The sequence below is a fragment of the Methylocaldum gracile genome, assembly GCF_053646815.1.
Genome location: NZ_CM132196.1, coordinates 554,198 through 580,071, shown reverse-complemented (window position 1 = coordinate 580,071; position 25,874 = coordinate 554,198). Strand labels below are relative to the sequence as shown.

At 59.3% G+C, this 25,874-nt stretch carries 20 protein-coding genes and 1 CRISPR repeat array (1 of these 21 cut by a window edge); of the genes, 16 read left to right on the top strand and 4 right to left on the bottom strand.

The features are described 5' to 3' along the window. Positions 1–14: 14 nt before the first annotated feature. Genes coaD through ACWJJK_RS02505 form a run of 4 tightly spaced genes read right to left on the bottom strand, consistent with a single transcriptional unit; the run spans position 15 to position 3,760 of the window. Complete coding sequence (gene coaD, locus ACWJJK_RS02520) at positions 15–512, bottom strand: pantetheine-phosphate adenylyltransferase (protein WP_077732514.1); 498 nt, start codon at positions 510–512, stop codon at positions 15–17. Then, positions 509–1,078, bottom strand: coding sequence for a 16S rRNA (guanine(966)-N(2))-methyltransferase RsmD (gene rsmD / locus ACWJJK_RS02515; RefSeq protein ID WP_077732515.1), 570 nt, complete (start codon positions 1,076–1,078; stop codon positions 509–511). The genes coaD and rsmD overlap by 4 nt, the downstream gene beginning before the upstream one ends. Continuing rightward, positions 1,075–2,388 (bottom strand): insulinase family protein, encoded by a 1,314-nt coding sequence (locus ACWJJK_RS02510; RefSeq protein WP_156880826.1) that lies wholly within the window; start codon positions 2,386–2,388, stop codon positions 1,075–1,077. Before ACWJJK_RS02510 ends, rsmD begins: the two co-directional genes overlap by 4 nt. Further along, positions 2,378–3,760, bottom strand: coding sequence for an insulinase family protein (locus ACWJJK_RS02505; protein ID WP_086135115.1), 1,383 nt, complete (start codon positions 3,758–3,760; stop codon positions 2,378–2,380). The genes ACWJJK_RS02510 and ACWJJK_RS02505 overlap by 11 nt, the downstream gene beginning before the upstream one ends. Before the next feature lie 83 nt (positions 3,761–3,843). Between ACWJJK_RS02505 and cyoE the strand changes: the two genes are divergently transcribed. The 16 genes from cyoE (at position 3,844) to cas2e (ending at position 21,037) form a co-directional block, all read left to right on the top strand. Then, a complete protein-coding gene (cyoE, locus tag ACWJJK_RS02500; protein ID WP_077732518.1) occupies positions 3,844–4,758 on the top strand; it encodes a heme o synthase in 915 nt (304 codons plus the stop codon). Between the two features lie 90 nt (positions 4,759–4,848). After that, on the top strand, positions 4,849–6,591 hold the full coding sequence (gene recJ, locus ACWJJK_RS02495; protein WP_156880825.1) for a single-stranded-DNA-specific exonuclease RecJ: 1,743 nt from the start codon (positions 4,849–4,851) through the stop codon (positions 6,589–6,591). A gap of 293 nt (positions 6,592–6,884) precedes the next feature. Further along, the gene (locus ACWJJK_RS02490) at positions 6,885–7,289 is read left to right on the top strand and encodes an Hsp20/alpha crystallin family protein (protein WP_086135113.1); all 405 of its coding nucleotides are present in this window, start codon (positions 6,885–6,887) and stop codon (positions 7,287–7,289) included. 8 nt (positions 7,290–7,297) lie between these two features. Next, on the top strand, positions 7,298–9,661 hold the full coding sequence (gene lon / locus ACWJJK_RS02485; RefSeq protein WP_156880824.1) for an endopeptidase La: 2,364 nt from the start codon (positions 7,298–7,300) through the stop codon (positions 9,659–9,661). 794 nt (positions 9,662–10,455) lie between these two features. After that, the gene (locus ACWJJK_RS02480) at positions 10,456–10,728 is read left to right on the top strand and encodes a type II toxin-antitoxin system Phd/YefM family antitoxin (RefSeq protein ID WP_086135112.1); all 273 of its coding nucleotides are present in this window, start codon (positions 10,456–10,458) and stop codon (positions 10,726–10,728) included. Between the two features lie 97 nt (positions 10,729–10,825). Beyond that, positions 10,826–11,059, top strand: a complete 234-nt coding sequence (locus ACWJJK_RS02475; RefSeq protein ID WP_347257991.1) for a type II toxin-antitoxin system RelE/ParE family toxin — start codon at positions 10,826–10,828, stop codon at positions 11,057–11,059. Between the two features lie 50 nt (positions 11,060–11,109). Further along, positions 11,110–13,845: a CRISPR-associated helicase Cas3' gene (gene cas3 / locus ACWJJK_RS02470; RefSeq protein ID WP_156880823.1), complete on the top strand. Its 2,736-nt coding sequence runs from the start codon at positions 11,110–11,112 to the stop codon at positions 13,843–13,845. 406 nt (positions 13,846–14,251) lie between these two features. Then, a complete protein-coding gene (gene casA / locus ACWJJK_RS02465; protein WP_156880822.1) occupies positions 14,252–15,838 on the top strand; it encodes a type I-E CRISPR-associated protein Cse1/CasA in 1,587 nt (528 codons plus the stop codon). 12 nt (positions 15,839–15,850) lie between these two features. Beyond that, a complete protein-coding gene (casB, locus tag ACWJJK_RS02460; RefSeq protein WP_156880821.1) occupies positions 15,851–16,387 on the top strand; it encodes a type I-E CRISPR-associated protein Cse2/CasB in 537 nt (178 codons plus the stop codon). Between the two features lie 41 nt (positions 16,388–16,428). Further along, positions 16,429–17,547: a type I-E CRISPR-associated protein Cas7/Cse4/CasC gene (gene cas7e / locus ACWJJK_RS02455; RefSeq protein WP_156880820.1), complete on the top strand. Its 1,119-nt coding sequence runs from the start codon at positions 16,429–16,431 to the stop codon at positions 17,545–17,547. Positions 17,548–17,550: 3 nt separating this feature from the next. After that, a complete protein-coding gene (cas5e, locus tag ACWJJK_RS02450; RefSeq protein ID WP_347259221.1) occupies positions 17,551–18,285 on the top strand; it encodes a type I-E CRISPR-associated protein Cas5/CasD in 735 nt (244 codons plus the stop codon). Further along, positions 18,282–18,965 (top strand): type I-E CRISPR-associated protein Cas6/Cse3/CasE, encoded by a 684-nt coding sequence (gene cas6e, locus ACWJJK_RS02445; RefSeq protein WP_156880818.1) that lies wholly within the window; start codon positions 18,282–18,284, stop codon positions 18,963–18,965. Before cas5e ends, cas6e begins: the two co-directional genes overlap by 4 nt. A gap of 39 nt (positions 18,966–19,004) precedes the next feature. Further along, a complete protein-coding gene (locus tag ACWJJK_RS02440; RefSeq protein ID WP_086135105.1) occupies positions 19,005–19,343 on the top strand; it encodes a type II toxin-antitoxin system prevent-host-death family antitoxin in 339 nt (112 codons plus the stop codon). Continuing rightward, positions 19,324–19,812, top strand: coding sequence for a DUF3368 domain-containing protein (locus tag ACWJJK_RS02435; RefSeq protein WP_156880817.1), 489 nt, complete (start codon positions 19,324–19,326; stop codon positions 19,810–19,812). The genes ACWJJK_RS02440 and ACWJJK_RS02435 overlap by 20 nt, the downstream gene beginning before the upstream one ends. Before the next feature lie 12 nt (positions 19,813–19,824). After that, positions 19,825–20,745 (top strand): type I-E CRISPR-associated endonuclease Cas1e, encoded by a 921-nt coding sequence (gene cas1e / locus ACWJJK_RS02430; protein WP_077732529.1) that lies wholly within the window; start codon positions 19,825–19,827, stop codon positions 20,743–20,745. Then, complete coding sequence (gene cas2e, locus ACWJJK_RS02425; RefSeq protein ID WP_077732530.1) at positions 20,726–21,037, top strand: type I-E CRISPR-associated endoribonuclease Cas2e; 312 nt, start codon at positions 20,726–20,728, stop codon at positions 21,035–21,037. Before cas1e ends, cas2e begins: the two co-directional genes overlap by 20 nt. A gap of 91 nt (positions 21,038–21,128) precedes the next feature. Then, positions 21,129–25,874: a CRISPR direct-repeat array (repeat unit 29 nt; unit sequence CTGTTCCCCACGTACGTGGGGATGAACCG) (it continues 294 nt past the right edge of the window).

Sequence of the window (25,874 nt, the reverse complement as noted above, 5' to 3'; positions counted from 1 at the left end):
CCGCGTAGTAGCTTTTAAGGCGCGTCTGGGAAACTAGCGTACTTTGCGACTAATGCTTCCCGCACCAGTTCCGGCACGAAACTCGACACGTCCCCGCCTAGCTTCGCGATTTCGCGAATCACCGAAGACGAAATGAACGCGTACTTTTCGCTGGGCGTCAAAAACATCGTCTCCAATTCCGCGCAAAGATGGCGGTTCATGCCGGCCAATTGAAATTCGAACTCGAAGTCCGACACTGCACGTAATCCGCGCAGAATCACGGTGGCGCCACACTTTTTCGCGCAGTTCACCAGCAGGGTATCGAAGCCCAGAACTTCGACGTTTCCCACCGCCTGCAACGAAGCTCGCGCCAATTCCACTCGCTCGTCCAGGTTGAACAACGGCGTCTTGTTCTTATTCTCCGCCACGGCGACGACCACTCGATCGAAGATGCGGGCGGCGCGCGTCACCAGGTCGACATGGCCATTGGTGATGGGATCGAATGTTCCGGGATAGATCGCGGTAATGATCATGGGAAGTGACCGGAAGAGATGCGTTCGCACAAATGGTAGCCGACTTCTCCCGCCCTGCCGTCGCGCAAAGTCCGCCAGTTTTCCGGAAGACTCTCGAGCCGAAAACTGCTCTCGGTTTCCACATAGATTTTAGCGTGGGATGAGAGCCAACCGTTCCCTTCCAGCGCCCGGCAGCACGGAATGACCAAGCCCTGGTGGAAAGGCGGGTCGAGAAAAACCACATCGAACGGCTGCCCCGCACCCTCTAAGAAACGCCCGACTTCCGCTTGGACGATTTCCACCGCCTCGGCGTTCAATAGCGCACGATTCCGTTCGAGAGCTCCGCACACTAACGCATCCCGTTCCACTTGCACGACCTTGGCGGCGCCGCGCGAAGCGGCTTCGAATCCCAGCGCGCCGCTACCCGCGTATAGATCGAGACAGCGAGCGCCTTCGATGTCGTTCCGCAACCAATTGAACAGCGTTTCCCGGACCCGGTCCGGCGTCGGCCGGAGTCCGGGAGCATCGGGAAACTTGAGCTTGCGGCTGCGGAAACGGCCGGCGATGATGCGGAGCTCATTCTTCACTTCGCCCCGCCGCCGACCAGCACGGTCCGCATCTTGCCCGGATCGATCCGGGACCGGAAAGCGCGCTTGATATCCTCACGGGTCACCGCCTCCACCTTCTCGGTAAACGTGGCGAGGTAATCAAGAGGACGGTTGTAAAACGCGACGTTAGCCACCTGCAAGGTGAGTTTCTGATTGCTGTCCAGGCGCAAAACGAAACCGCCGATGATATTTTTCTTGGCGGCTTCCAGTTCCTTATCGGTCGGTCCGTTCGCGGCGAAATCCTTGATGGTGTCGAGAGCGACGCGCAAGGCTTCCTCGGCCTTATCGTTGCGGGTCTGGAGCCCCATCTGGAAAGGCCCGAGTTCCCGAAGCGGCATGAAATAGCTGTAGGCGCTGTAGGAAAGCCCTCGTTTTTCGCGGACTTCCGTGCTAACGCGGGAAACCAGGCCGCTGCCGCCGAGAATGTGGTTACCCACGTAAAGCGGAAAATAGTCGGGATCGGTCGCCGTCATCCCTAGAACTCCGGCACGCACATGAGTCTGCTCCGACGGGAACTGCTGTTTGATGATTTCGGCCGACTGCAGCGGCGCGGGCGCAGGCAACGCTGGCGGAGCCGAGCCTTTTTCGAGGCCCGACAGCAGTTTTTCGGCGACAGCTTCAGCCTCGGCCCGTTTCACATCGCCCACGATCACGACGATGGCATTGCTCGCCACATAGTGGCGTTTATGGAAATCGACCAGATCCTCGCGGGTCAATGGCGCCACTGTTTCGGCGAAACCCTCCTGCGGATGGGCATAAGGATGGTTACCGTACAGTACTTGGAAAAACGCGATCTCGACGAGTTCGTCCGGTTCCTCGCCGCGCTGCTTGATCGCGAGCAGCGTCCGGTTTTTCTCCCGCTCGAAGTCTTTCTGCTCGAAACGGGGGTGAGCCAAGACTTCCCGGGCCGTATCCAAGGCGACACCGAGCTTCTCGGGATGGGTCAGGCTGCGCAGCGACAAATAGGCCGAATCGCGCGAAACACCGGTTCCCATTGATGCTCCGACGCTCTCGAGCCGCTGGGCGATGGCATCGGCATCCCAGTCTCCCGCGCCGGTGTCGAGCATGCCGGACGTGAGAGCGGCAAGGCCGAATTTTTCACCGTCGCGGGCACTGCCCGCGTCGAACACGACCTGAACGTCGAGCAGCGGCAAGCCTTCGGTCGGCACGAAATAGATCCGACCGCCCTGCGGCGAGACCCAATGCTGGATTTCCGGCACGGCGTAAACCGGCGCGCTGATCAACAAGAACAGAAACACGATCCATCGGGACATGCGCTTAACGAACATGATCACCTCCCATCGGTGCGGCTTCTTCCGGCGCCTTCGCGCCTTCGGGCATGGGCAACGGCTCCAGATAGGCCACGCTCAGCCGATCGTCGATCAGGTATTTCCGGGCAACCTTTTGAACCTGCTCGGCCGTCACGGCGTTGACCTTGTCCACATACTCCTGGACGGTTTTCCAACCGAGCCCGACGGTTTCGGTCATGCCAAGCTGCATCGCCTGATAAAACATGGAATCCCTCTGATAAATATGATGGGCCAGAACCTGCGCCTTGACCCGCTCCAGTTCCGCGGCGGAAACCGGTTCGTCCTGAAGGCGACGGATTTCCTCGCCCAATGCTTTCTCCAGTGCCTGCAAGGTCTTGCCTTGGGCGGGCGTCCCCTCCAGGGTAAAAAGATTGGACAAGCGCGAATAAAGGTTATAGCCGGCTCCGGCGGATGCCGCCACCTGCTGCCCGCGCACCAAGCGGCTGGACAGCCGCGCGCTGTTGCCGCCATCCAGAATCCCGGCGGCGACTTCGAGCGCGTAAGCCTCCCAATCCTCTTCGCCTATCGTTCGCAAGGCGGGGGTCTTGTAGCCCATCACGAGATACGGCAGCTTGGCCGGCAGACGAACCGTCATACGCCGCGCCCCGAGTTGCTCGACTTCGCCTCGCGGCTTGATTTCCGGCAGTTTGCTGGGTTTCAACGGACCGAAGTATTTCTTGGCGAGTGCGTAAACCTCCTGCGGATTCACGTCGCCGACGATGACGAGGATGGCGTTGTTCGGCGCGTACCAAAGTCCGTACCAATGCTTGAGATCGCCCACCGTCAATCCGCTGACGTCGTCCGGCCAGCCGATGACCGGATTCTTGTAAGGGCTGTTGGTGTAGGCAACCGCCTGAAAATGCTCCTCCATTTTGGCGCGCGGCTGATCGTCGGTGCGCAGCCGCCGCTCCTCCAGGACGACTTGTTGTTCCTTCTTGAATTCCTTGTCGGACAGGAGCAGATTCCGCATGCGGTCCGCTTCCAGTTCGAAGCTCACGGGCAGCCTGGTTTTTTCCAGGGTCTGAAAATAGGCCGTGTAATCTTGCCCGGTGAAGGCGTTTTCTCGACCTCCGTTTGCTGCGATAATACGGGAGAATTCGCCCGGCGGGTGTTTCTCGGTACCCTTGAACATCATATGCTCGAGCATGTGCGAGATGCCGGTGATACCGCCGTATTCATAGCTTGCGCCCACTTTGTACCAAACCTGCGTAACGACTGCCGGCGCACGGTGGTCTTCCTGGACCAAAAGCTTCAACCCGTTATCCAGCCGGAACTCGTGAACCGCAGGCTCAGCAGCGTGAAGCGACAACGGTAATACCAGCAAGGCCAGACGGAGTCCGCGAAACTGCATTTGACGCTCTCCTGAATGTGTTGAGGATTGAACGGCAGGTTGCCGAACCAGCCGGTATTGTAAACGAAGACCGTAGCGAAACGATGAACTCGACGACTGATATCGAATCCACGAATGCCGTTTCCTGGCGAACCTATCTCGCCCTGTGCAAACTCAAGGTAGTCGGCCACATCGTGTTCACCGCCGTGATCGGCATGTTTTTGGCCGTTCCGGAACTCCCTCCTCTGGCGGTTTCGTTGTGGGCAAGCCTCGGCATCGGTCTCGCCGCCGCGTCCGCAGCCGCTCTCAACCACTTCCTGGACCGCCGTGCGGACGCCGAAATGGCGCGCACCCAGAACCGCCCCCTGCCCTCAGGGCACGTTCAGCCGAACCAGGTGGTGATCTTCGCCGCCACTCTGGGCACGCTCTCGATGGCGATTCTGATCCTGTTCGTAAACGCGCTAACCGCGTTTTTGACCTTTCTTTCGCTGATCGGCTACGCCTTCATCTACACCGTCTATCTGAAGCGCGCGACTCCGCAGAACATCGTGATCGGCGGCGCGGCCGGCGCGGCTCCGCCGGTGCTCGGCTGGTGCGCCGTGACCGGCGGGGTGCACCCTTACGCCCTGCTGCTGTTCCTGCTGATCTTCACCTGGACCCCGCCCCATTTTTGGGCCTATGCCATCGCGAAGCGCGACGATTACGCCAAGGTGAACATCCCCATGCTGCCCGTGACCCACGGCGTGGAGGTAACGCAGCTGCACATCCTGCTCTACACCATATTGCTGGTGATCGTAAGCCTGTTCCCGTATCTCACCGGCATGAGCGGTTTTCTTTATCTGGGAGCGGCCGTGGGGCTCGGAATCGGATTTTTATACTACGCGATTCGCCTCAAGAAAGAGGCAGACAACAAGCTGGCCATGAAAACTTTCGGCTATTCGCTGGTCTATCTGGTCGGGATATTTTCGGCCTTGTTGATCGATCATTACGTTCCGCTCATTGCGGGCTTGACTCGGTAGTATTGTGTAGGTCGGCAATCCTTTGCCGACGGCGTGTCGGAAAGGGATTTCCGACCTACGACAGCTCTCCACAGACCCATTTACCGCCCAATGCCTTACTACCCGGTTAAAAAGAAAATCGTCCCCCGCGGATCGGATCAACTTCCCGATCGAGCCTTTTCCCATCTCCCGCCGCTGCTGCAACGCATTTACACCGCGCGCCGGCTGATCGTCGCCGAGGAACTGGACCGCTCGCTGGCAAAACTCCCCTCGCCCTGGCTGTTGAGCGGCATGGAAGCCATGGCCGATCAACTGGCGGAGGCGATTCGAAAAAATCAGAGCATTCTCGTCATCGCCGATTACGACACCGACGGCGCCACCGGCTGCGCGGTGGCCGTCCGGGGACTCAGGTTGCTCGGCGCGGAGCGAGTCTCTTATCTCGTACCCAATCGTTTCGAATACGGCTACGGTCTGACGCCGGAGATCGTCGCGATGGCCGCCCAAAGTACTCCGGACGTTCTCCTGACCGTCGACAACGGCATCTCCAGCCTGGAAGGCACGGCGGCGGCGAAAGCCCGCGGCATGCGGGTCTTCATCACCGATCATCACCTGCCGGGGTCGGAGCTTCCCGGCGCGGACGCCATCGTCAACCCGAATCTGGCCCGCGATCCTTTCCCGAGCAAATATCTGGCCGGCGTCGGCGTGATGTTTTATGTCCTTTCCGCGGTGCGAATCCGACTTCGAGCCGCCGGCCATTTCGCTCGAACCGGTGCCGAAGAGCCGAACCTCGCGCAACTGCTGGACTTGGTGGCTCTGGGCACGGTCGCCGACGTGGTGACGCTGGATCACGTCAACCGCATCCTGGTTCATCAGGGACTTCAGCGCATCCGCTCGGGACAAGCCCACGCAGGATTGCTGGCGCTGCTGGAGGTTTCCGGGCGCAATTCACGCATCATCACGGCAGCCGACCTCGGCTTCGCCGTCGCGCCCCGGCTCAACGCCGCCGGCCGGCTCGAAGACATGACTCTCGGCATCGAGTGCCTGCTGACCGACGATGCCGATGCCGCCCGCGCCATGGCCGTCCGGCTCGACCAGCTGAACCGGGATCGGCGCGAGATCGAGGAACAGATGAAGCTCGACGCGCTCGCTCATCTCGAAGACCTCGATACCTCCTTGGCGACTAAGCCGGGACTTTGCTTGTTCGACGATTCCTGGCATCAGGGCGTGGTCGGCATACTGGCATCCCGGATCAAGGACCGCGTGAATCGGCCGGTGATTGCTTTCGCCCGTACCGACGGCGACGAGATCAAAGGCTCCGCGCGCTCGATTCCGGGCGTGCACATCCGCGACGTCCTGAGCGATATCGCGACGCGCTGCCCGAACCTGCTGCGGAAATTCGGCGGACACGCGATGGCCGCGGGCCTGAGTCTCCACCGGGACGACCTGGCGCACTTCACCGAGTTGTTCGAGGAAGAAGTGGCTCGCCATTTGGCCGACCTGGACCTCGACCACGCGATACACAGCGACGGGCCGCTCGAAGCCCACGAAATGGCGCTGGAAGTTGCCGAACTGCTGCGCCAAGCGGGCCCCTGGGGCCAAGGCTTTCCCGAACCCTTGTTCGACGGCGAATTCGACGTGGCGCAAAGCCGCATCGTCGGAGACCGCCATCTCAAATTTCTCCTCAAGATCCCGAACTCGGACAAGCTGATCGACGGTATTGCCTTTTTCGTCGACGAACCTGCCGATTGGCTGGCCTGCCGACGCCTTCGAGCCGTCTATCGGCTCGATATCAATGAATTTCGCGACGGCCGAAACGTCCAATTACGTATGGAGTACATGGAAGGTCGCGACTAAAGCGACGTTTGCGATTGGAAGGGTCGCGTCGGTGCTCCCGAAGCAACCGTTTGCGATTGGAAGGGTTGCGATTAAAGCAACCGTTTGCGATTGGAAGGGGCCGATTAAAGGCCCGTTTGCGATTGGGAAGCGGCGAAACCTGAGTACGGCACAGCCTCTCCCACGGGTTCACCGAAACGGGAGTCTTTCAAGGGAGTTCATGAGTCGGATACGGATATCCGCGGCCGAATTCTCGGCTTCGCGTCGGCTTTCGCCATGTACGGCTTCAAGCCCGCTTTTGCGAGATTATTGTCATGTCGCACGGTCCGACAACCTGGATGTGGGCGCAAGCCTGCGAACTGCTGGAACAGGCGGAGCGGCTCCATCGGCGCTTCTTTCAAGTCCATAGACTTATCGCCTCCCGGCCGACGTGGGAACCGCCCGTCGACATCATCGAAACCCGCGATGCGATCACCATCACGGTCGTATTGCCGGGTGTGCCTCCGGAAGCCATCGATGTCGCCGTAACCGAGGACCTAGTCGTCATATCCGGCGAAAGGTCCTTGAAGATCGCCCCGGATAGCGCCGTCATCCATCGCCTGGAAATACCTTACGGCCGCTTCGAGCGGCGCATCCAATTGCCGCCTTGGCGATTGCGTCCCGGTGACCCGATTTACGCAAACGGCTGTCTGACCATTCCTCTTTTTAAGACGGATTGATTGCCGCCATGAAAACCGAACAACGATCAGACAAACACTCCGAGTCCGCTGTAATCCTACCTCCGGATACCATCGCGATCATTCCGGTGCGGAATATCGTGCTTTTCCCGGGCGTCATCGTTCCCATCAGCGTCGGGCGGGAACCCTCCATTGCCGCGGCCCAGTATGCGCTTCGCCGGGACACCTCGGTCGGAATCCTGCTGCAGCGGGACCCCAAAGTAGACGTACCCGAGCCGGACGAACTTTATACGGTCGGCACCCAGGCCGCCATCCTGCGCTACGTGACCGGGCCGGAAGGCTCGCACAACATTGTCTGCCAGGGAGAGCAACGCTTTCGTATCCTCGAATTCCTGGACGGGTATCCGTTTCTCGCAGCCCGCATCGAGCCGATCAAGGAACAAGAGATCGAAACGCCCGCCATCGAGGCCCGTCTGCTGCAATTGAAGAACCAAGTGGCCGAAGTACTGGCGCTGCTCCCTCAGGCCCCGCCGGAATTGTTGAACGCCGTTCAACAGGTATCCTCGGCACACACGCTGGCCGACCTGGTGGCTTCATTCATGGATTTGGCGATCGCCGAAAAGCAGGAAATCCTTGAGACGTTGGACGCTCAGACACGGCTCGACAAAATCTCGAACCTTCTTCGCCATCGCATTCAGGTCCTCCGCATCTCCAAGGAAATCAGCGACCAGACCAAACAAACCATGGATGAGCGCCAGCGCGAATTCCTGCTTCGCGAACAGCTCAAGACGATTCAAAAGCAACTGGGCGAAACCGACGAACGCACCGAGGAAATCGGCGAACTGTACGAAGCCATTGCCAAGGCGAAAATGCCCGAAGAGGCCGAAAATCAGGCGATGAAGGAGCTGAAGCGGCTGGAACGGATGCCCGAGGCGAGCGCCGAGCACTCCATGGTGCGCAGCTATCTGGAATGGCTGGTCGAACTGCCCTGGTCGGTGGAGACCGAGGACCGCCTGGATGTCGCCGAGGCGCGGCAGGTCCTGGATGAAGATCACTACGGCCTCGAAAAGATCAAAAAGCGGATTCTCGAATATCTCGCGGTACGCAAACTGAATCCTGCGGGAAAAAGCCCGATCCTCTGTTTCGTCGGGCCGCCCGGCGTCGGCAAAACCTCCCTGGGACAAAGCATCGCCCGCGCCACCGGCCGCAAATTCGTACGGGTCAGCCTGGGCGGGGTTCACGACGAGGCCGAAATCCGGGGACACAGGCGAACCTATATCGGCGCCTTGCCCGGCAACATCATCCAGGCCATCCGTAAGGCCGGCGCGCGCAATTGCATCATGATGCTGGACGAAATCGACAAGCTCGGCGCCAGCTTCCACGGAGATCCCTCCGCGGCCCTGCTGGAAGTGCTCGATCCCGAGCAGAACAGCACCTTCCGCGACAACTATCTCGCGGTTCCGTTCGACCTCAGCCACGTCATGTTCATCAGCACGGCGAACATGCTCGACACGATTCCCGGTCCCTTGCGCGACCGCATGGAAGTGATCCACCTGCCCGGCTACACGGCCGAAGAAAAGCTTCAGATCGCCCGGCGTTATCTCGTTTCCAAGCAGGCCGAAGCTTGCGGCCTGGACCCCGATCAATGCGAGATCACCGACGAGGCGCTCACCGCCATCATCCGCGACTATACCCGCGAAGCCGGCGTAAGAAACCTGGAACGGGAAATCGGCGCCGTGTTCCGCCATGCCGCCGTCCGCATCGCCGAAGGCGAAATCGAGCGCCTGACGGTGACCCCCGAGCTTCTGCCGACCATTCTGGGCCCGCGGCGCTTCGAAAGCGAAGTCGCGATGCGCACCAGCGTGCCCGGCGTCGCCACCGGCCTCGCCTGGACCCCAGTGGGCGGCGACATTCTCTTCATCGAAGCCAGCCGCGCTCCCGGCACCGGCAAACTGACGCTGACCGGACAACTGGGCGATGTCATGAAGGAAAGCGCCCAAGCCGCCCTGAGTCTCGCCAAGGCCCGCTGCGCCGATCTCGGCATCCAGCCCGAAGTATTCGAAAAAAGCGACATCCACATCCACGTCCCCGCGGGAGCCACGCCCAAAGACGGCCCCAGCGCCGGGGTCGCCATCTTCGTCGCCCTGGTCTCCCTGCTCACCCAAAAGGCGGTACGCAACGACACCGCCATGACCGGCGAAATCAGCCTGCGCGGCCTGGTGCTGCCGGTCGGCGGCATCAAAGAAAAGGTGCTCGCCGCCCTCGCCGCCGGCATCACCCGTGTCCTCCTGCCGGCCCGCAATCAAAAGGAACTGGAGGAAATCCCCGCCGAAGCAAAGGAGAAACTGCAATTCATCTGGCTGGAACAGGTGGAGGATGCCCTGAAGGAAACGCTGGGCGGGTTGAATGGCTGAGCATACCGATCCATGCGATCGCCCAAGTAAAGGAAGCTATGAACAAGTGGATTCCGTTCATGGTTCGACAAGCTCACCACGAACGGAATCAATACGTTACCGTTCGTCCTGAGCCTGGCGAAGGACTTAATCAGAGCTCGTAGGATGTGCTGAACGCAGTGAAGCGCATCGTTCGCAATGCCGAGACGACGATTTGTGTAGAAACCCTCGTCTCTCGGAGAGGGTGGCCGGCAGGCCGGGTGAGGGCAACTCGTCCATAAACCAAGTGAGCAAACCGACATCCCATTGGTATTTCAAACACTCACCTCCCAAACCCCTGCCCCCGAGTCTCGTTCCGATACATGACGTAAGCATCCGCTTACAAAGATTTCAGCCTTTTCTGACATACAGGCATCCGCACAGGCTCACCTAGTGAGCCACTACCCATGCTATAAGGTTTACATTGCATGGGAGATAAGAGATGGCCGCTGATCGTGCTTATTGGAAATATTGGGCAGTAATTCGACGCGAATCCGGTGATCGGGCGAATTATCACCTTTTGCCATATCACTGCATCGATGTAGCGGCAGTTGGAACCCTATACGCCACTCCGCTTCGGATTGATAAGGAACCAAATTAAGACTAAATCCAGTCCTCCTCTTTAGAGCGGCTGTCGGAGTGGTTTACGGCTCGTGGGAGCGGGCTTTAGCCCGCGATAATCGCCTGATCGCGGGCTGAAGCCCGCTCCCACACTAAGCCCATTTGCAATCAATCCTTACGTACGAATGGAAACTGCTTTAATCCGGAACCCACCAATGAAATATTCCAAACAGATCAAGCCCATTAGCCATCTCAAGGCCCACGCCGCCGAGGTCATACGCCAACTCACCGAAGAACGCGAACCCCTGGTAATTACCCAGAACGGCGAAGCCAAGCCGGTTATCCAGGACGTCAAAACCTATGAGGAAACGCAGGAAACCTTGGCGCTGCTGAAAATTTTGGCGCTCGGAACCCGGCAGATCGAAGCCGGCAACGTGCAGGAACCGGCCGATGTTATCGGCCGATTACGCAACAAGGGACGAGAGTGATGGTTCATCGCGTTCTTTTGACCGCTGATGCCGCCGATGACCTCGAAGATCCGTTCGACTACATCTGCACACAGGATTCACCGGACGCGCCGCTCACGTGCTGGACGAAATCCAGCATGTTTTCGATAGCCTCGCGGAATTTCCCAAGCAGGGCGTCTACCCGAGAGAGCTATCGGCCCTCGGCATTCATGAATACCGCGAATTATTCTTCAAGCCTTACCGAATTGTTTATCGAACCATCGACGATACCGTCTATGTCATGCTGATCGCGGACGGACGGCGCGACATGCAGACTTTGCTGGCGCGACGGTTATTGGGGAAGCGATTGTAAGAGAAACATAAGAAGCGATTTCGCCGTTTTTGGTTATTGGGGGATAGGAAATGGAAAATGGGTATTGGAAATATTGGGGGAAGGCCCGTAAAGAAGGCGAAGCGGGAACGCCTTATCACCTCTTGCCGTATCACAGCCTAGACGTGGCGGCAGTCGGAAAAATTTATCTGGAGCAACACACGGCTCTGCGCGCCGACTGGGCGGCGCGGCTGCAAATCGCGGAAGAAACGTTCGCCGACTGGTTCGTCTTCTTTCTTTCACAGCACGATTTGGGGAAATTCAGCTACCGCTTTCAAGGGCTGCGCCTGGATCTTTGCCAGGCTTTGAAAAACGAGCAGCCCCGCAAGGACTACACGGTCCGGCACGACACCCTGGGCCACCTGTTGTACCGGCAGAAAATCGGCCCATGGCTTCTGGAGCAAGGCCGGTTCGAAATCTGCGGTACCCGCTACGCTCGGCGGAATTGGCGCATGAACCTGGAAATCTGGGCCGGAACCGTCACCGGACATCACGGTCAGCCGCCGAAAACCGCGGAACGTCAACCCGGCCTGGAAGACCATTTTTCCGAGCGCGATCTGGACGCATCGGTGCAATTCGCAAGCGAATGCGCCGACCTGCTTCTGCCCAAAAAACCAGGCGAACTGCCGGACGGAGAACCGTTCTACGAGACCTTGAACCGCTTATCCTGGTGGCTGGCCGGTCTTTCGGTACTGTGCGACTGGGTGGGTTCGAACGAGGAGTTCTTCCGCTATCGAACCGAACCGCTGCCTCTGTCCGAATACTGGACACAGCACGCCCAGCCGCGAGCCGAAAAGGCTTTGCGTGGCGCCAACTTGCTGCCGCGTAGCGTGCGGCCGCAAACGCTGACCGGATTGTTTAAACATCTCGAACCGCCCGCAGAGCCGACTCCGCTGCAACGAACGGCGGCGAACCTTACGCTTGCCGCCGCGCCGCAACTGTTCATCCTCGAAGACGTCACCGGAGCCGGCAAGACGGAAGCGGCATTGATGCTCGCGTACCGTCTGATCGCCGCAGGCCGAGCCGAGGGTTTCTATCTCGGCCTGCCGACCATGGCGACCTCCAACGCTATGTTTCGCCGTATACGCGACAACGGCCTGAACGACAAATTTTTCCGGGAAAAGCCGAACCTGGTTTTGGCGCACAGCGCCAGCCGCCTCGAACCGGTGTTGGAAACGTTATCGGCCAACGGTTCTGCCGCGGACGGCGATTATGACCGCGACGAATCGTCTTCCGGGAGTGAACGGAGCGCCTGGTTTGCCGATAGCCGCAAGAAAGCGCTTCTGGCCGACATGGGCGTGGGCACGCTGGATCAAGCCTTGCTGGCGGTGCTGTACAGCCGCCATCAAGCTCTGCGCCTTCTGGGACTCGTCCGCAAAGTGCTGATCGTGGATGAAGTCCACGCCTGCGATGCTTACATGCTCAGGCTGCTGGAAGTGCTGCTTGCTTTCCATGCCGCCGGAGGCGGCTGCGCCATTCTGCTTTCCGCCACTTTGCCCCGAAGAATCCGCCAAAAGCTGGTGGATGCCTACTGCGAAGGCCTAGAACGGCGCGGACCGACTTTGCAGCGCACCGATTATCCCTTGCTCACCTGGATCGCGCCGGATCATCACGATGAAATCGATTTGGACACGCGCCCGGAAGTAGCCCGTCTAGTCCGGGTCGATACGGTTCATGCCACCGAAACCGCGAGAGAGATTCTTCTGACAGCGCGGGCCGAAAACCGTTGTGCCTGCTGGATACGGAACACGGTCGACGATGCCATCGCCGCCCATGAACTTCTATGCCAAGCCGGCGTGCCTGAAGATGACCTGATTCTGTTTCATGCCCGTTTTGTGCTCGCCGATCGAATGGAGATCGAAAACAAGGTTCTGAATTGCTTTGGCCCGGACAGCGGCGGAGAACAGCGGCGGGGAAAAATCCTGGTGGCGACTCAGGTCATCGAGCAGTCGCTGGACCTGGATTTCGACGTGATGCTGTCCGATCTGGCGCCCATCGACCTGCTCATTCAACGAGCCGGCCGCTTGCGCCGCCATTGCCGCGACATGGCCGGAAATAAGGCCGATAAGGAAGGACGGAGTACGCCGCGCTTATGGATCTTCGGCCCGGAATTCACGGAAACGCCCTCCGCCGACTGGTTCAGAGCCTTTCTGCCCGGCGCGGCGGCAGTCTACCCGAACCATGGACACATTTGGCTGACCGCCCGCTTTCTGCAACAAACGGGAGCGATCGCCATGCCCGAAGGCGCGCGCGATTTGATCGAGAACGTTTACGGCGAAGATGCCGAGGCGGATGTCCCGCCTGCCCTGCAAAGCAGCGTGACCAAGGTGATGGGCGACGACTCGGCCAAGCAAAGCATGGCATCCGCCAATACCATTACCCTGGAAAAAGGTTACCGGGACGAAGGATTCGACCTATGGGACGAAACCCGGATTCCGACTCGCCTGGAAGATCAACCCTCCGTCACGGTGCGGCTGACCTGTCGCGAGAATGGCGCGCTGCGGCCTTGGCGCGACTCGAGCAGCCGCTACGACTGGGAACTGAGTCAAGTCAGCGTGCGCTACTCTTTGTTTGCGGACGAAGAACACGACCCGACGCTCGAAACGGCGGTGGAGACCTGCCGGACCAACATGCCCGACCGGGGTAAATGGAGCCGACTGCTGGTGCTGGAACGCGAGAACGGAATTTGGGTAGGGCGGGCGAAGAATGGCAAGGGCGAGACGGTGAGACTTTGCTATGACTCTGAAAAAGGTTTGCGAAAGGCATGAGGGACAGTTGCACTGTCCCTCCGATAAACCCAACAAAAAGTCGGGAACGACATTGCAGGATTTCCTACCTGCGGTTCATCCCGCAGAGATGTGCGGGAACGAGAGGCAGTCTACCATATGGCACTTATAGTTTTCATACTTTCCAACCTGCTTAAAATTTATTTGATAGAAGGGGGAACCAGGCTTATCCTTTGCACTCGTCATTTCGGAGGAAAGCCACCATGCCCCAACTGAAGGCAAAGGAGTTACACAATTCGCTCATGTGCTTATTGGAAGAGGCCGAACGGTGCGCCTGGGACGATCAGAACCGCTTACTGAATGCTCAAGAGCGAGTAATCGAGTTAGAGCAACTTGCCGATCCTAATCATGATGGATATCCGTATTCGGACACTACGAGAACCTAACCATGGCATACAACCTCCTCATAGAGCGTTTTCTCCCCGTGATTCGGGCCGATCTGACCCAGGACCGCATCGCGCCTTGGCAGATCGCGGAAACCGAAAATCCGGTCGTCGCCCTAGCCGCTCCCCGTCCCGATTTCAACGGCGTACTGATTCAATTCCTCATCGGCTTGCTGCAAACGGCCTATGCTCCCAAGAACGCTCCGCTGTGGTTTAAGCGATTCGAACAACCGCCCGCGCCGGAGGAATTGCAACAAGCCTTCGAGCATTATCGGCACGCTTTCGACCTGAATGGCGACGGTCCCCGCTTCATGCAGGACCTGGACCCGCTCGCCGAGCAAAAGCCCATTCCCGTAACGGCATTGCTCATCGACACCGCCGGCAGCGAAACCCATTTCGTCAAGAATCTGCCCGACCAGGGTTTTTCCCCCGCACTTGCGGCGATGGCTTTATTTGCCCTGCAAACCAATGCCCCCTCGGGTGGCGTCGGCCATCGCACTTCGATCAGGGGCGGCGGACCGTTGACCACTCTGGTCGTATCCTCCCCGGTGGAATCCAGAAAACCGATCCCCCTGTGGCAGACGCTATGGCTCAACGTGCTGGTGGAGTCCGAATTCCACAGCCGCAATAACCGGGACGAGGACATCTTTCCCTGGCTGGCGCCTACCCGGACCAGCGAGAAAAGCAGCAAGACGCCCGTCACTGCGCCGGACGACGTGCACCCGTTGCAGATGTTCTGGGGCATGCCGCGGCGCATCCGTCTGGATTTCGAGAATGTAGGCAGCGGCGAATGCGGGCTGTCCGGTGAGCCGTGCGAGCTTCTGGTCAAGCAATACCGGACCAGGAATTATGGCATCAACTACGGTGGTGCCTGGGAACACAGCCTAAACCCGCACAACCGGGAAACGTCGGAAATCATCCCCATGCACCCGCGCGGCTCAATCCACTACCGGCATTGGCTCGGACTGGTCCAGGAGCCGAAAAAGAAGAAAGGGGAAAAGCAACGGGTCCCTGCGAGAACCGTACAGCGCTTTTGGCGCGAACATCTTCCGGACGAAGGATTCCAATTCCGCCTGTGGGCTTTCGGCTACGACATGGACAACATGAAACCACGCTGCTGGTACGAGGGCACCATGCCGCTGTTCCACCTCGACGATCCCGCACAACGCGAACGCTTCGAAGCGACGGTCGAAAACCTGATTCGGGCCGCGGGTGAATTTCTCGGCAATCTGCGCTCCTGCCTCAAGGACGCCTGGTTCGACCCGGAAGATCCGCGCCGGAATAACGCCGACATGGGTTTTCTGGACGCGGCCTTCTGGCCGGATACCGAGAACGGATTTTACAATTTGCTAAACGCCCTGCATGCCGAACCCGGCAACGAAACCGTGCGTAAACAGGCTTTCCTGGATTGGCACAGACTCCTGCACCGTTATACACAAGACACGTTCCACCGCTACGCCAATACCGGCCAGATCACCGAGCAGAACCCGAAACGGATTGCGAGGGCGTACCGGAACTTGAAACGGTTCAATCACAAAAAGGAAATCAAGACCCTGTTGGACATGCCTTTAAAACAACCGAAAACAATCTGAAGGAGCCGTTGAATGGAAAACACGAATAAAAAAGCGGATGGTTTCCCTGCCGAAGAGATTTTGACCTGGTGGTGGGAAATGCAGCCCGCCAGCGAGCACCAAGACCAACCCAACCGGCGGGGCGAACTGGCCGCACTCAGACGCTGCAAAACCCTGGCGGAAGTGCTGCTGGTGCCCCGGTTTCAAACGTTGCGATGGAAATTGCAGGCTGCCGGTTACAACCATATTCCGGCCTGCGCGGCTATTGCCGGCATATTGGCTCACGTTAAAACCGACGATACGAAACAGGCTTTCGCGGAGTGGTTAGCCAAGCCCAAAGCCGAGGGCAGCGGGCCGCGGCTCAGCGAATTGCGCTTCCGCCGCTTGGTGCGGGTCAAGTCCCATGACGAACTGTTCGCCGATCTGATCCGGATTCTGCCTCTGGCAGCGGATACGGCTCCGGTCAAAGCACTGGCACGCGACATTTACCTCTGGAACGACCAGACCCGGCGCAACTGGGTCTTCAAGTACTACGACACCCTCGCCGGCGGCGAAGAATACCCAGAATAAACACGCCCCAACACGACAAAAACAATCAGGAGACTCCGATCATGACCCGCTTCATCCAACTGCACCTCCTAACCTCATATCCCCCGTCCAACCTCAACCGCGACGATCTGGGCCGACCGAAAACCGCCGTGATGGGCGGCGAAACGCGGCTTCGGATTTCCTCGCAAAGCCTCAAGCGCGCGTGGCGCACCTCGGATGTCATGGAAAGCGCACTTAAGGAACACAAGGGAGTCCGCACCAAGTTGATGGGCGTCGAAATCTATAAGGCGTTAAAGGAGAAAGGTGTAAAGGAGAAGCAAGCACAGGATTGGGCGCAGAAAATCGCCGGGGTTTTCGGCAAGTTGGAAGGCTCTGACAAAAAAGCGAGCGAAGAAGAACAGGAAGAAGTCGTCTTAGCGGATGGCAGCAGCGTGCCTAAAGCCTTGGCCAAAACCCTCGCAATCCGCCAATTGGCCCACATCAGTCCGGAAGAACGTTCCGCCATCGATGCCTTAGTAGCCGCAATCGCCGAATGCGGCACCGAGCCCACCGCCGAGGAATTGCAGCTTTTACGCGAAAAGCACACCGCCGCCGATATCGCTCTGTTCGGCCGAATGCTGGCCGACAACCCACGTTACAACATGGAAGCCGCCGCCCAAGTCGCTCATGCCATCAGCGTTCACAAAGTCGCCATCGAGGACGATTTCTTCACCGCCGTGGACGACCTCAACAAGGGTGTTGAGGATGTCGGTGCCGGACACATGGGAGAAACCGAATTCGCGGCGGGTCTTTTCTACCTGTACATCTGCATCGACAAGGATCTGCTCATCGAAAACCTCGGAGGTGACAAGGCCCTGGCGAACCGCGCGCTCGCCGCGCTTGTAGAAGCCGCCGCCACCGTTGCCCCGACCGGCAAGCAAAACAGCTTCGGTTCGCGGGCACGTGCTTCCTTCATTCTGGCTGAGCACGGCAGCCAGCAACCCCGTTCTCTCTCGGTCGCTTTCCTCAGACCGGTGAACGGTTACCAAGAGGACATGCTGACCAACGCCATCCAGGCGCTGATTTCTACGCGGGACAAGATGGACATGGTTTACGGCGCCTGTGCCGATGCCTGTGTCGTAATGGACGCCACAAAACCGGTAGGCAGTCTCCAAGCCGTCATCGACTTCGTGAAGGAGTGAGCCATGCACCGATTTCTGGTATTTCGGCTGTACGGCCCGATGGCGGCCTGGGGTGATATCGCCGTGGGCGAGCAGCGCCCGAGCACGCCACACCCGTCGAAGTCTGCCATTCTGGGATTACTGGCGGCGGCGCTGGGCATCCGCCGGCACGAGGACGATAAACATCAGTCCTTGACGGACGGATACAGCTATGCGGTACGGGTCGATGCCGGAGGTGTCTTGCTTCGGGATTATCACACCACGCAGATTCCCGAATCGACCAGCCGGCTCAGGCATCTTCGCACGCGCCGTGATGAAACCAGTGATCGCTGGAATCTCTACACTGTGCTTTCGACCCGCGATTATCGCTGCGACGGGTTGTATACCGTCTGTCTGTGGCAGCGTGGCGATGCGGCTCCCTCCCCGGAGTCTCTCGCCGAAGCACTGAGCCGACCACGCCTTCCGCTCTACCTCGGCCGCAAGTCTTGTCCGCTGGCGTTGCCGTTATTGGCGAAGTGCATTACAGCGGAAACCTTCGAGGCGGCGTTCGAGAGTTACGATGCCGAATATTCCGATACGCAGAGGCAATTTCTCCAGAACCGGCTGCAATCATTGGGAGCGACATCGCCCGATTATTACTGGGAGGACAACGCACCTACCAACAAGGTGCCGCTGCATACCACGCCGCGTCAGGATGTACCCCTGAGCCGACGGCGCTGGCAGTTCGGCAAGCGTAACGAGCACTACGGGAGGTCATGATGGGCTATCTAAGCCGCATCCGTTTAAAACCGGGCCTTGACCTTGCTCAACTGGCGAAAGTTCTTCCGTCCGATGCCTATGCGGAACACAGACTGATCTGGCAATGGTTCGGTGAAGGCGCCGATACTCGCGATTTCCTGTTCCGGCGCGAGCAGCAAGGCCATTGGCCTTTCTTTTATGTGTTGTCTCGACGCGAGCCGATCGACAAGAAAAATCTGTGGGATATCGAAACCAGACCGTTTGCACCTAAACTCACCTTCGGCGAGCGGCTGGCGTTTGTGTTGCGTGCCAATCCCGTGCGGGTTCGCAAAATCAGCGATGATCCCATCATTAAGACCCGTCACCGGGATGATGTCGTGGCGGACCTGAAAAAACGCCGCTACGCCGACCGGAGGCAACGCCCACCGATGGCTGAAATCGTCCAGGAGGCGGGGGAACCCTGGCTTGCCGAGCGGGGGGCAAAATTCGGATTCGAGGTCGAGTCCGTGCATGCGGATGGCTATCGCCAGCAGCGCCTGTACAAACCTAGCGCGGGAAAACCGATCATCCTGAGCACTGTGGAATTCACCGGAACTTTGCGGATTCTGGACGCTGGGCAATTCGTGGAAAGGCTGTTTCGAGGCATCGGCCCCGCCAAAGCCTTCGGTTGCGGTTTGCTGTTAGTACGGCGCTTGGGATAAATTGTTCCCCTACTTGTGGGCATATTTGGAGAAGACATCATGCACACCTTTACGATCCGCGACTTGCGCGACCGGACCGGCGAACTGGTACGCGATGCCGAAGCGGGCAAGCTTTCCGTCGTCACCAAACATGGGCAGCCGATCTTCGTAGCCGTACCCTTCGATGACTTCCTGTTGCGCGAGGGTGTGAATGTGGCCTTGGCGGTGAAACTGTTCGATGAGGAAGCACTGTCGCTCCGTGAGGCCGCCAAGCTGGCTGGCATGACGCTGGCCGAATTCATGGAAGAATGTTCGGCGCGTGAAATACCGGTGGTGCGTTATTCGCCGGAAGACCTGCGTCAGGAATTGGCGGACATGGATGACGTGTCTCGTCGCTGATAGCGGTCCGCTCATCGCGCTCGCCAAACTCGGTCTTTTGGATTTGCCCGTTCGATTGTTCACGCGCGCGGTGTTGCCGTCCACGGTATTCGCTGAATGCCTTGCCCAAGCACGGCGGCCCGACGCACAGGCGATAAAAACATTCGTCGAGGGAGGGCAACTCGACGTGGTGGACGATGCGGCCTGGCCCGAAGGAATTGCGGTTCCGCGCCTGGATGCCGGTGAAACCGCCGCCTTGGTGCTTGCGCATCAGTTAAAAGCCCACCTGCTTGTGGACGAATTGCGTGGACTCCGTGCTGCGCGGCGGTTGGGTGTGCCGATCGTGGGGGTCTGCGGTTTACTGCTGCTGGCGAAGCGGCAAGGGTATATCGACACCGTTGCGGTACCGATGGACGTGCTGCGCGCCCAGGGCTACTTTATCGCCCCCGATCTGCGCGCGGCCGTACTCGCCGCTGCGGGCGAAGACTGAGGCTGATACGCCATGACAGACCTTCTCCCTCCCCTCAAACCCATCGCCATGAAAGAGCGCATTTCGCTCATTTTCATCGAATACGGCGAAATCGACGTGCTCGACGGCTCGTTCGTGGTGATCGACAAGACCGGCGTGCGCACCCACATTCCGGTGGGCTCCATCGCCTGCATCATGCTGGAACCCGGAACGCGGGTGTCGCACCGGGCGGCGGCGCTGGCGGCGCGGGTCGGAACCTTGCTGGTCTGGGTGGGCGAAGCCGGGGTTCGGCTCTACGCCTCGGGGCAGCCGGGCGGCGCGCGCTCCGACCGTCTTCTGTATCAGGCCAAGCTCGCCCTGGACGAGGACGCCCGGCTCAAGGTGGTGCGCAAGATGTACGAGATTCGCTTCAAGGAAAAGCCGCCGGAGCGGCGCAGCGTCCAGCAGCTCCGCGGCATCGAGGGGGCGCGGGTGCGAAAGTTGTACGAACTGCTTGCCAAGCGCTATGGCGTCACCTGGAAGCACCGCAACTACGACGCCGACGAATGGGGCTCCGGCGATCTGCCCAACCGTTGCGTCAGCTCCGCCACCGCCTGTCTGTACGGCATCACCGAAGCCGCAGTGCTGGCAGCGGGTTACGCGCCGGCGGTGGGTTTCATCCACACCGGAAAACCCTTGTCATTCGTCTACGACATCGCCGACCTTTTCAAATTCGACACCGTCGTGCCGGTCGCCTTCAAGATCGCCTCCCAGCAGCCGGGCGAACCGGAACGCGCCGTCCGTCTCGCCTGCCGGGACGTGTTCCGGCAAACCAAGCTCCTGCAGCAGATCATTCCCGCCATCGAAGACGTGCTCGCCGCGGGCGGCCTGGAACCGCCGGAAACCCCGGAAGACGCCGTCGGCCCCGCCATCCCCAACCCCAAGAGTCTCGGCGATGCTGGTCATCGTGGTTGAAAACGTTCCGCCCCGGCTGCGCGGCCGTTTGGGCGTGTGGCTGGTGGAAGTGCGCGCCGGCGTCTACGTCGGCGATTTGTCGAAGCGCGTGCGCGAAATGCTCTGGGCGCAAGTCGAAGCCGGCCTCGGAGACGGCAACGCCGTGATGGTATGGTCCACCAATACGGAATCGGGCTTCGACTTCGTAACCCTCGGCAAGAACCGGCGCATGCCGGTCGAATTGGACGGCCTGAAACTGGTGTCCTTCTATCCGCCCGAACCGGCCGACGGGGAGGGAAATAATGCTCTTTAACAACCCGGATTTTTCATTTTCAAAGCGGCGAATCGCCGGTAGAATTTCGACCGGTATTTTTTGCCAGTCCTAACAATAGGTTAGAAATGGTCTGTTCCCCACGTACGTGGGGATGAACCGAACGTAGATTGAAGACTTTCCTTTCCCGCCTTCCTGTTCCCCACGTACGTGGGGATGAACCGAAACGCGAGATACCCTCATGCCTGAAATCGTGCTGTTCCCCACGTACGTGGGGATGAACCGCCTGCGAATCTCATCCGCAGCCCGAACCGCTACTGTTCCCCACGTACGTGGGGATGAACCGGCCACGGTCACGGCAGGCACGGTGTACGGACACTGTTCCCCACGTACGTGGGGATGAACCGGCATCCTGTCCGCCGATGCCGAACGGCACGCGCTGTTCCCCACGTACGTGGGGATGAACCGCAACAGGTATCGGTGATTTTCTTTCTGCTTGCCTGTTCCCCACGTACGTGGGGATGAACCGATCGTCGCCCTGATCGGGCTGGAGGCCGCGCTCTGTTCCCCACGTACGTGGGGATGAACCGCATGATGATCGAGCTGCTCGAAGCCTCCAGGGCTGTTCCCCACGTACGTGGGGATGAACCGTTGTCACCCTTGTACTGCCCGCCGTGGCCCTCCTGTTCCCCACGTACGTGGGGATGAACCGGCGTGCTCGACCAGGGCGCGGATCTCCATGCGGCTGTTCCCCACGTACGTGGGGATGAACCGCCATTCTTCAGGTATTTTCTGCTTAGCGTATTCTGTTCCCCACGTACGTGGGGATGAACCGTCCTCTGAAGTACCTTAATGCTCCCTCAGAACCTGTTCCCCACGTACGTGGGGATGAACCGTGTGACAAGAGTGTGCCCTTTGGCTAGACACGCTGTTCCCCACGTACGTGGGGATGAACCGGGGATTCTTGAGGACAGGCTACGGTTCGGGAACTGTTCCCCACGTACGTGGGGATGAACCGATCGCCGAACCATTTGTATTCCCAGGTTGCATCTGTTCCCCACGTACGTGGGGATGAACCGGCCCGTGGAGGGGGCAGCCAGTCCCGCACAGGCTGTTCCCCACGTACGTGGGGATGAACCGGGCGATATGGCGGGGCGCAACATGGCGGCACGTCTGTTCCCCACGTACGTGGGGATGAACCGTTTAACTAATCTAGCCTCGGGGTTGGCCCGAGCTGTTCCCCACGTACGTGGGGATGAACCGGATAGAGACAGTTTTGTGGACAAAACCGTAGGACTGTTCCCCACGTACGTGGGGATGAACCGCATAAGCGACTGGAAAAAGCGAAGGCCAACAACTGTTCCCCACGTACGTGGGGATGAACCGAGACGATTGAGTATTACGAGAACGTCAATTTTCTGTTCCCCACGTACGTGGGGATGAACCGCCCGAACAATACCCCTTACGCCGCGGGCGCTGCTGTTCCCCACGTACGTGGGGATGAACCGGCGCTCGATAAACGGACCGCACCGGCGCCGGGCTGTTCCCCACGTACGTGGGGATGAACCGACCGCCGAGTTTCGGCCCAAAGTTCTGAAATGCTGTTCCCCACGTACGTGGGGATGAACCGAAACCCTACACCACCCGCCGGGATTTGCGGGCCTGTTCCCCACGTACGTGGGGATGAACCGCGCGACGCGCCTTTGATGAGGACCACGGCGGGCTGTTCCCCACGTACGTGGGGATGAACCGTATTCATTTGCGGACCCTTATACAGGCCAGATCTGTTCCCCACGTACGTGGGGATGAACCGTTATCTCTCGGAAATTCCCGGTCATTTATGCCCTGTTCCCCACGTACGTGGGGATGAACCCAGCGAAGAGTCCGCATCCATCGGATGGATTCCCTGTTCCCCACGTACGTGGGGATGAACCGGCGGTGAGGATGGTCAAATAGTGCTCAAGCCCCTGTTCCCCACGTACGTGGGGATGAACCGCGATAGTTTCCCTGAGCCGCGCCCGTTTCAAACTGTTCCCCACGTACGTGGGGATGAACCGGACGAAATACTGCTTGTCGGTCATGGCTGCATCTGTTCCCCACGTACGTGGGGATGAACCGACAATATCTACCCGACGAAAGAGCACGTGCAACTGTTCCCCACGTACGTGGGGATGAACCGAACGGGCGCGGCCTCGTGCCGGGGTGTTTGATCTGTTCCCCACGTACGTGGGGATGAACCGCGGGCTTGATATTCGAATTGCAGAAAAAGCCCCTGTTCCCCACGTACGTGGGGATGAACCGCCGTAACACCCAAAACCGGAAAGAGAAACGTACTGTTCCCCACGTACGTGGGGATGAACCGCGTTTCCCCTTAGAAATGTTCACAGTCGTAAACTGTTCCCCACGTACGTGGGGATGAACCGGCCGCTAGCGGCTCGGTAAAGCGGGGGGGGGCTGTTCCCCACGTACGTGGGGATGAACCGCGTATTGAGCTGATCGCCCGCATATTCGCCGACTGTTCCCCACGTACGTGGGGATGAACCGAAAAAGATAAAGTAATCCGTGGAGTAACCCCTCTGTTCCCCACGTACGTGGGGATGAACCGCCATCAAAGAACCGGATTTCAGAATCCGGAACCTGTTCCCCACGTACGTGGGGATGAACCGAACGCATTCGACATAGAACAAATCATCCTCGGCCTGTTCCCCACGTACGTGGGGATGAACCGGCGCATGGACCGATACCACGGCATTTCGTTTTCTGTTCCCCACGTACGTGGGGATGAACCGTATCTCCGCGCACCCCTGTCGCGCTGCACGCTCTGTTCCCCACGTACGTGGGGATGAACCGTTGCTGGCCCGCGCGACCAAGCCAGAAAGACCCTGTTCCCCACGTACGTGGGGATGAACCGACACTGCCGGGAGCGTATCGAACCTGGCGCACCTGTTCCCCACGTACGTGGGGATGAACCGCCTGGGCGATTGCGCCGGCGCTGGTCGCCGAACTGTTCCCCACGTACGTGGGGATGAACCGGGCGTAAATTCTGGTTCATTTATCATCGCCTCCTGTTCCCCACGTACGTGGGGATGAACCGACCTCTAGCGGAATGTCCTTTATGCTTTCGTTCTGTTCCCCACGTACGTGGGGATGAACCGGCGCGAAAGAAATTTTTTTGCGAATTTAGTTTCCTGTTCCCCACGTACGTGGGGATGAACCCCGACAGCCACCAGCGCCGTCTGGCGTATAGTTCTGTTCCCCACGTACGTGGGGATGAACCGCTTGGACCTAATATCGTGGGCCTTTTCGTAATCTGTTCCCCACGTACGTGGGGATGAACCGGACGGCCGGATCATCGCCCTGTACGGAACGCCGCTGTTCCCCACGTACGTGGGGATGAACCGCGCAAACGATACCGTGACGGTGCGAGCCACGACTGTTCCCCACGTACGTGGGGATGAACCGCGCTGGACCGTTCCGATCCGTCGCAGTGGAGCCTGTTCCCCACGTACGTGGGGATGAACCGGGCTCACGTGGTCACCCATCAGGAACATTACGCTGTTCCCCACGTACGTGGGGATGAACCGCCCATGTATTCGCCTTGGAAGAGATCAACCGTCTGTTCCCCACGTACGTGGGGATGAACCGCCGCTGTTTGAGGGGCTGTTTGGCGGTGGAACCTGTTCCCCACGTACGTGGGGATGAACCGCTAACCCCGGCGTTGTGTCGTCCACCACGCACCTGTTCCCCACGTACGTGGGGATGAACCGGCATTCGCAACGATCAACTATGTCCAGGACACCTGTTCCCCACGTACGTGGGGATGAACCGGCGGGAGAAATCACCGACGTTTTCGAGGAATTCTGTTCCCCACGTACGTGGGGATGAACCGGCTATGACTCGCTGACCTACGTGATTGCAACGCTGTTCCCCACGTACGTGGGGATGAACCGTACTCGTCAATGGCTCGCCGGATGTGTTCGGCCTGTTCCCCACGTACGTGGGGATGAACCGCACGGCAAGGGGAGGCCAGAACAGTTTTTAGCTCTGTTCCCCACGTACGTGGGGATGAACCGCTCGGCTGGTTGCGCTACCGCAACAGCCGCAACTGTTCCCCACGTACGTGGGGATGAACCGCGTTCCCGAAGCTCCGGCCGGGCGACCCACCACTGTTCCCCACGTACGTGGGGATGAACCAGCAAGGGTATCGTCGACGATTACGGCGCACCCCTGTTCCCCACGTACGTGGGGATGAACCGCAATACCGAATCCTGACAGCTTCGCTGTAAACCTGTTCCCCACGTACGTGGGGATGAACCGCGCACGGTTCACGTGGAGTGGCGTATTGAGTACCTGTTCCCCACGTACGTGGGGATGAACCGAAGCGCTAGACGGAGGATGGACCGCAAAAGGGCTGTTCCCCACGTACGTGGGGATGAACCGGCGTATTCCAAGGGCTCTCATCTCGAATACCAACTGTTCCCCACGTACGTGGGGATGAACCGGATTGTATTGCGCCAGCTTGCAAAGGTCGGCCCTGTTCCCCACGTACGTGGGGATGAACCGAAGAGCGTCGGCCCAAAACCACCGATCCTTGACTGTTCCCCACGTACGTGGGGATGAACCGTTAGGTGGAAACGGGCTAGAAGTTAGGGGGGGCTGTTCCCCACGTACGTGGGGATGAACCGTAGTCGCGGATAGACATCCCCTCTTCGTGGTCCTGTTCCCCACGTACGTGGGGATGAACCGCGCTGGCTGCGCAGACTACGCTTAATTGTCCTCTGTTCCCCACGTACGTGGGGATGAACCGCCGATTGGTCTCCGCTGGCCGGGCGCGAGGTGCTGTTCCCCACATACGTGGGGATGAACCGGGGGGCAACGT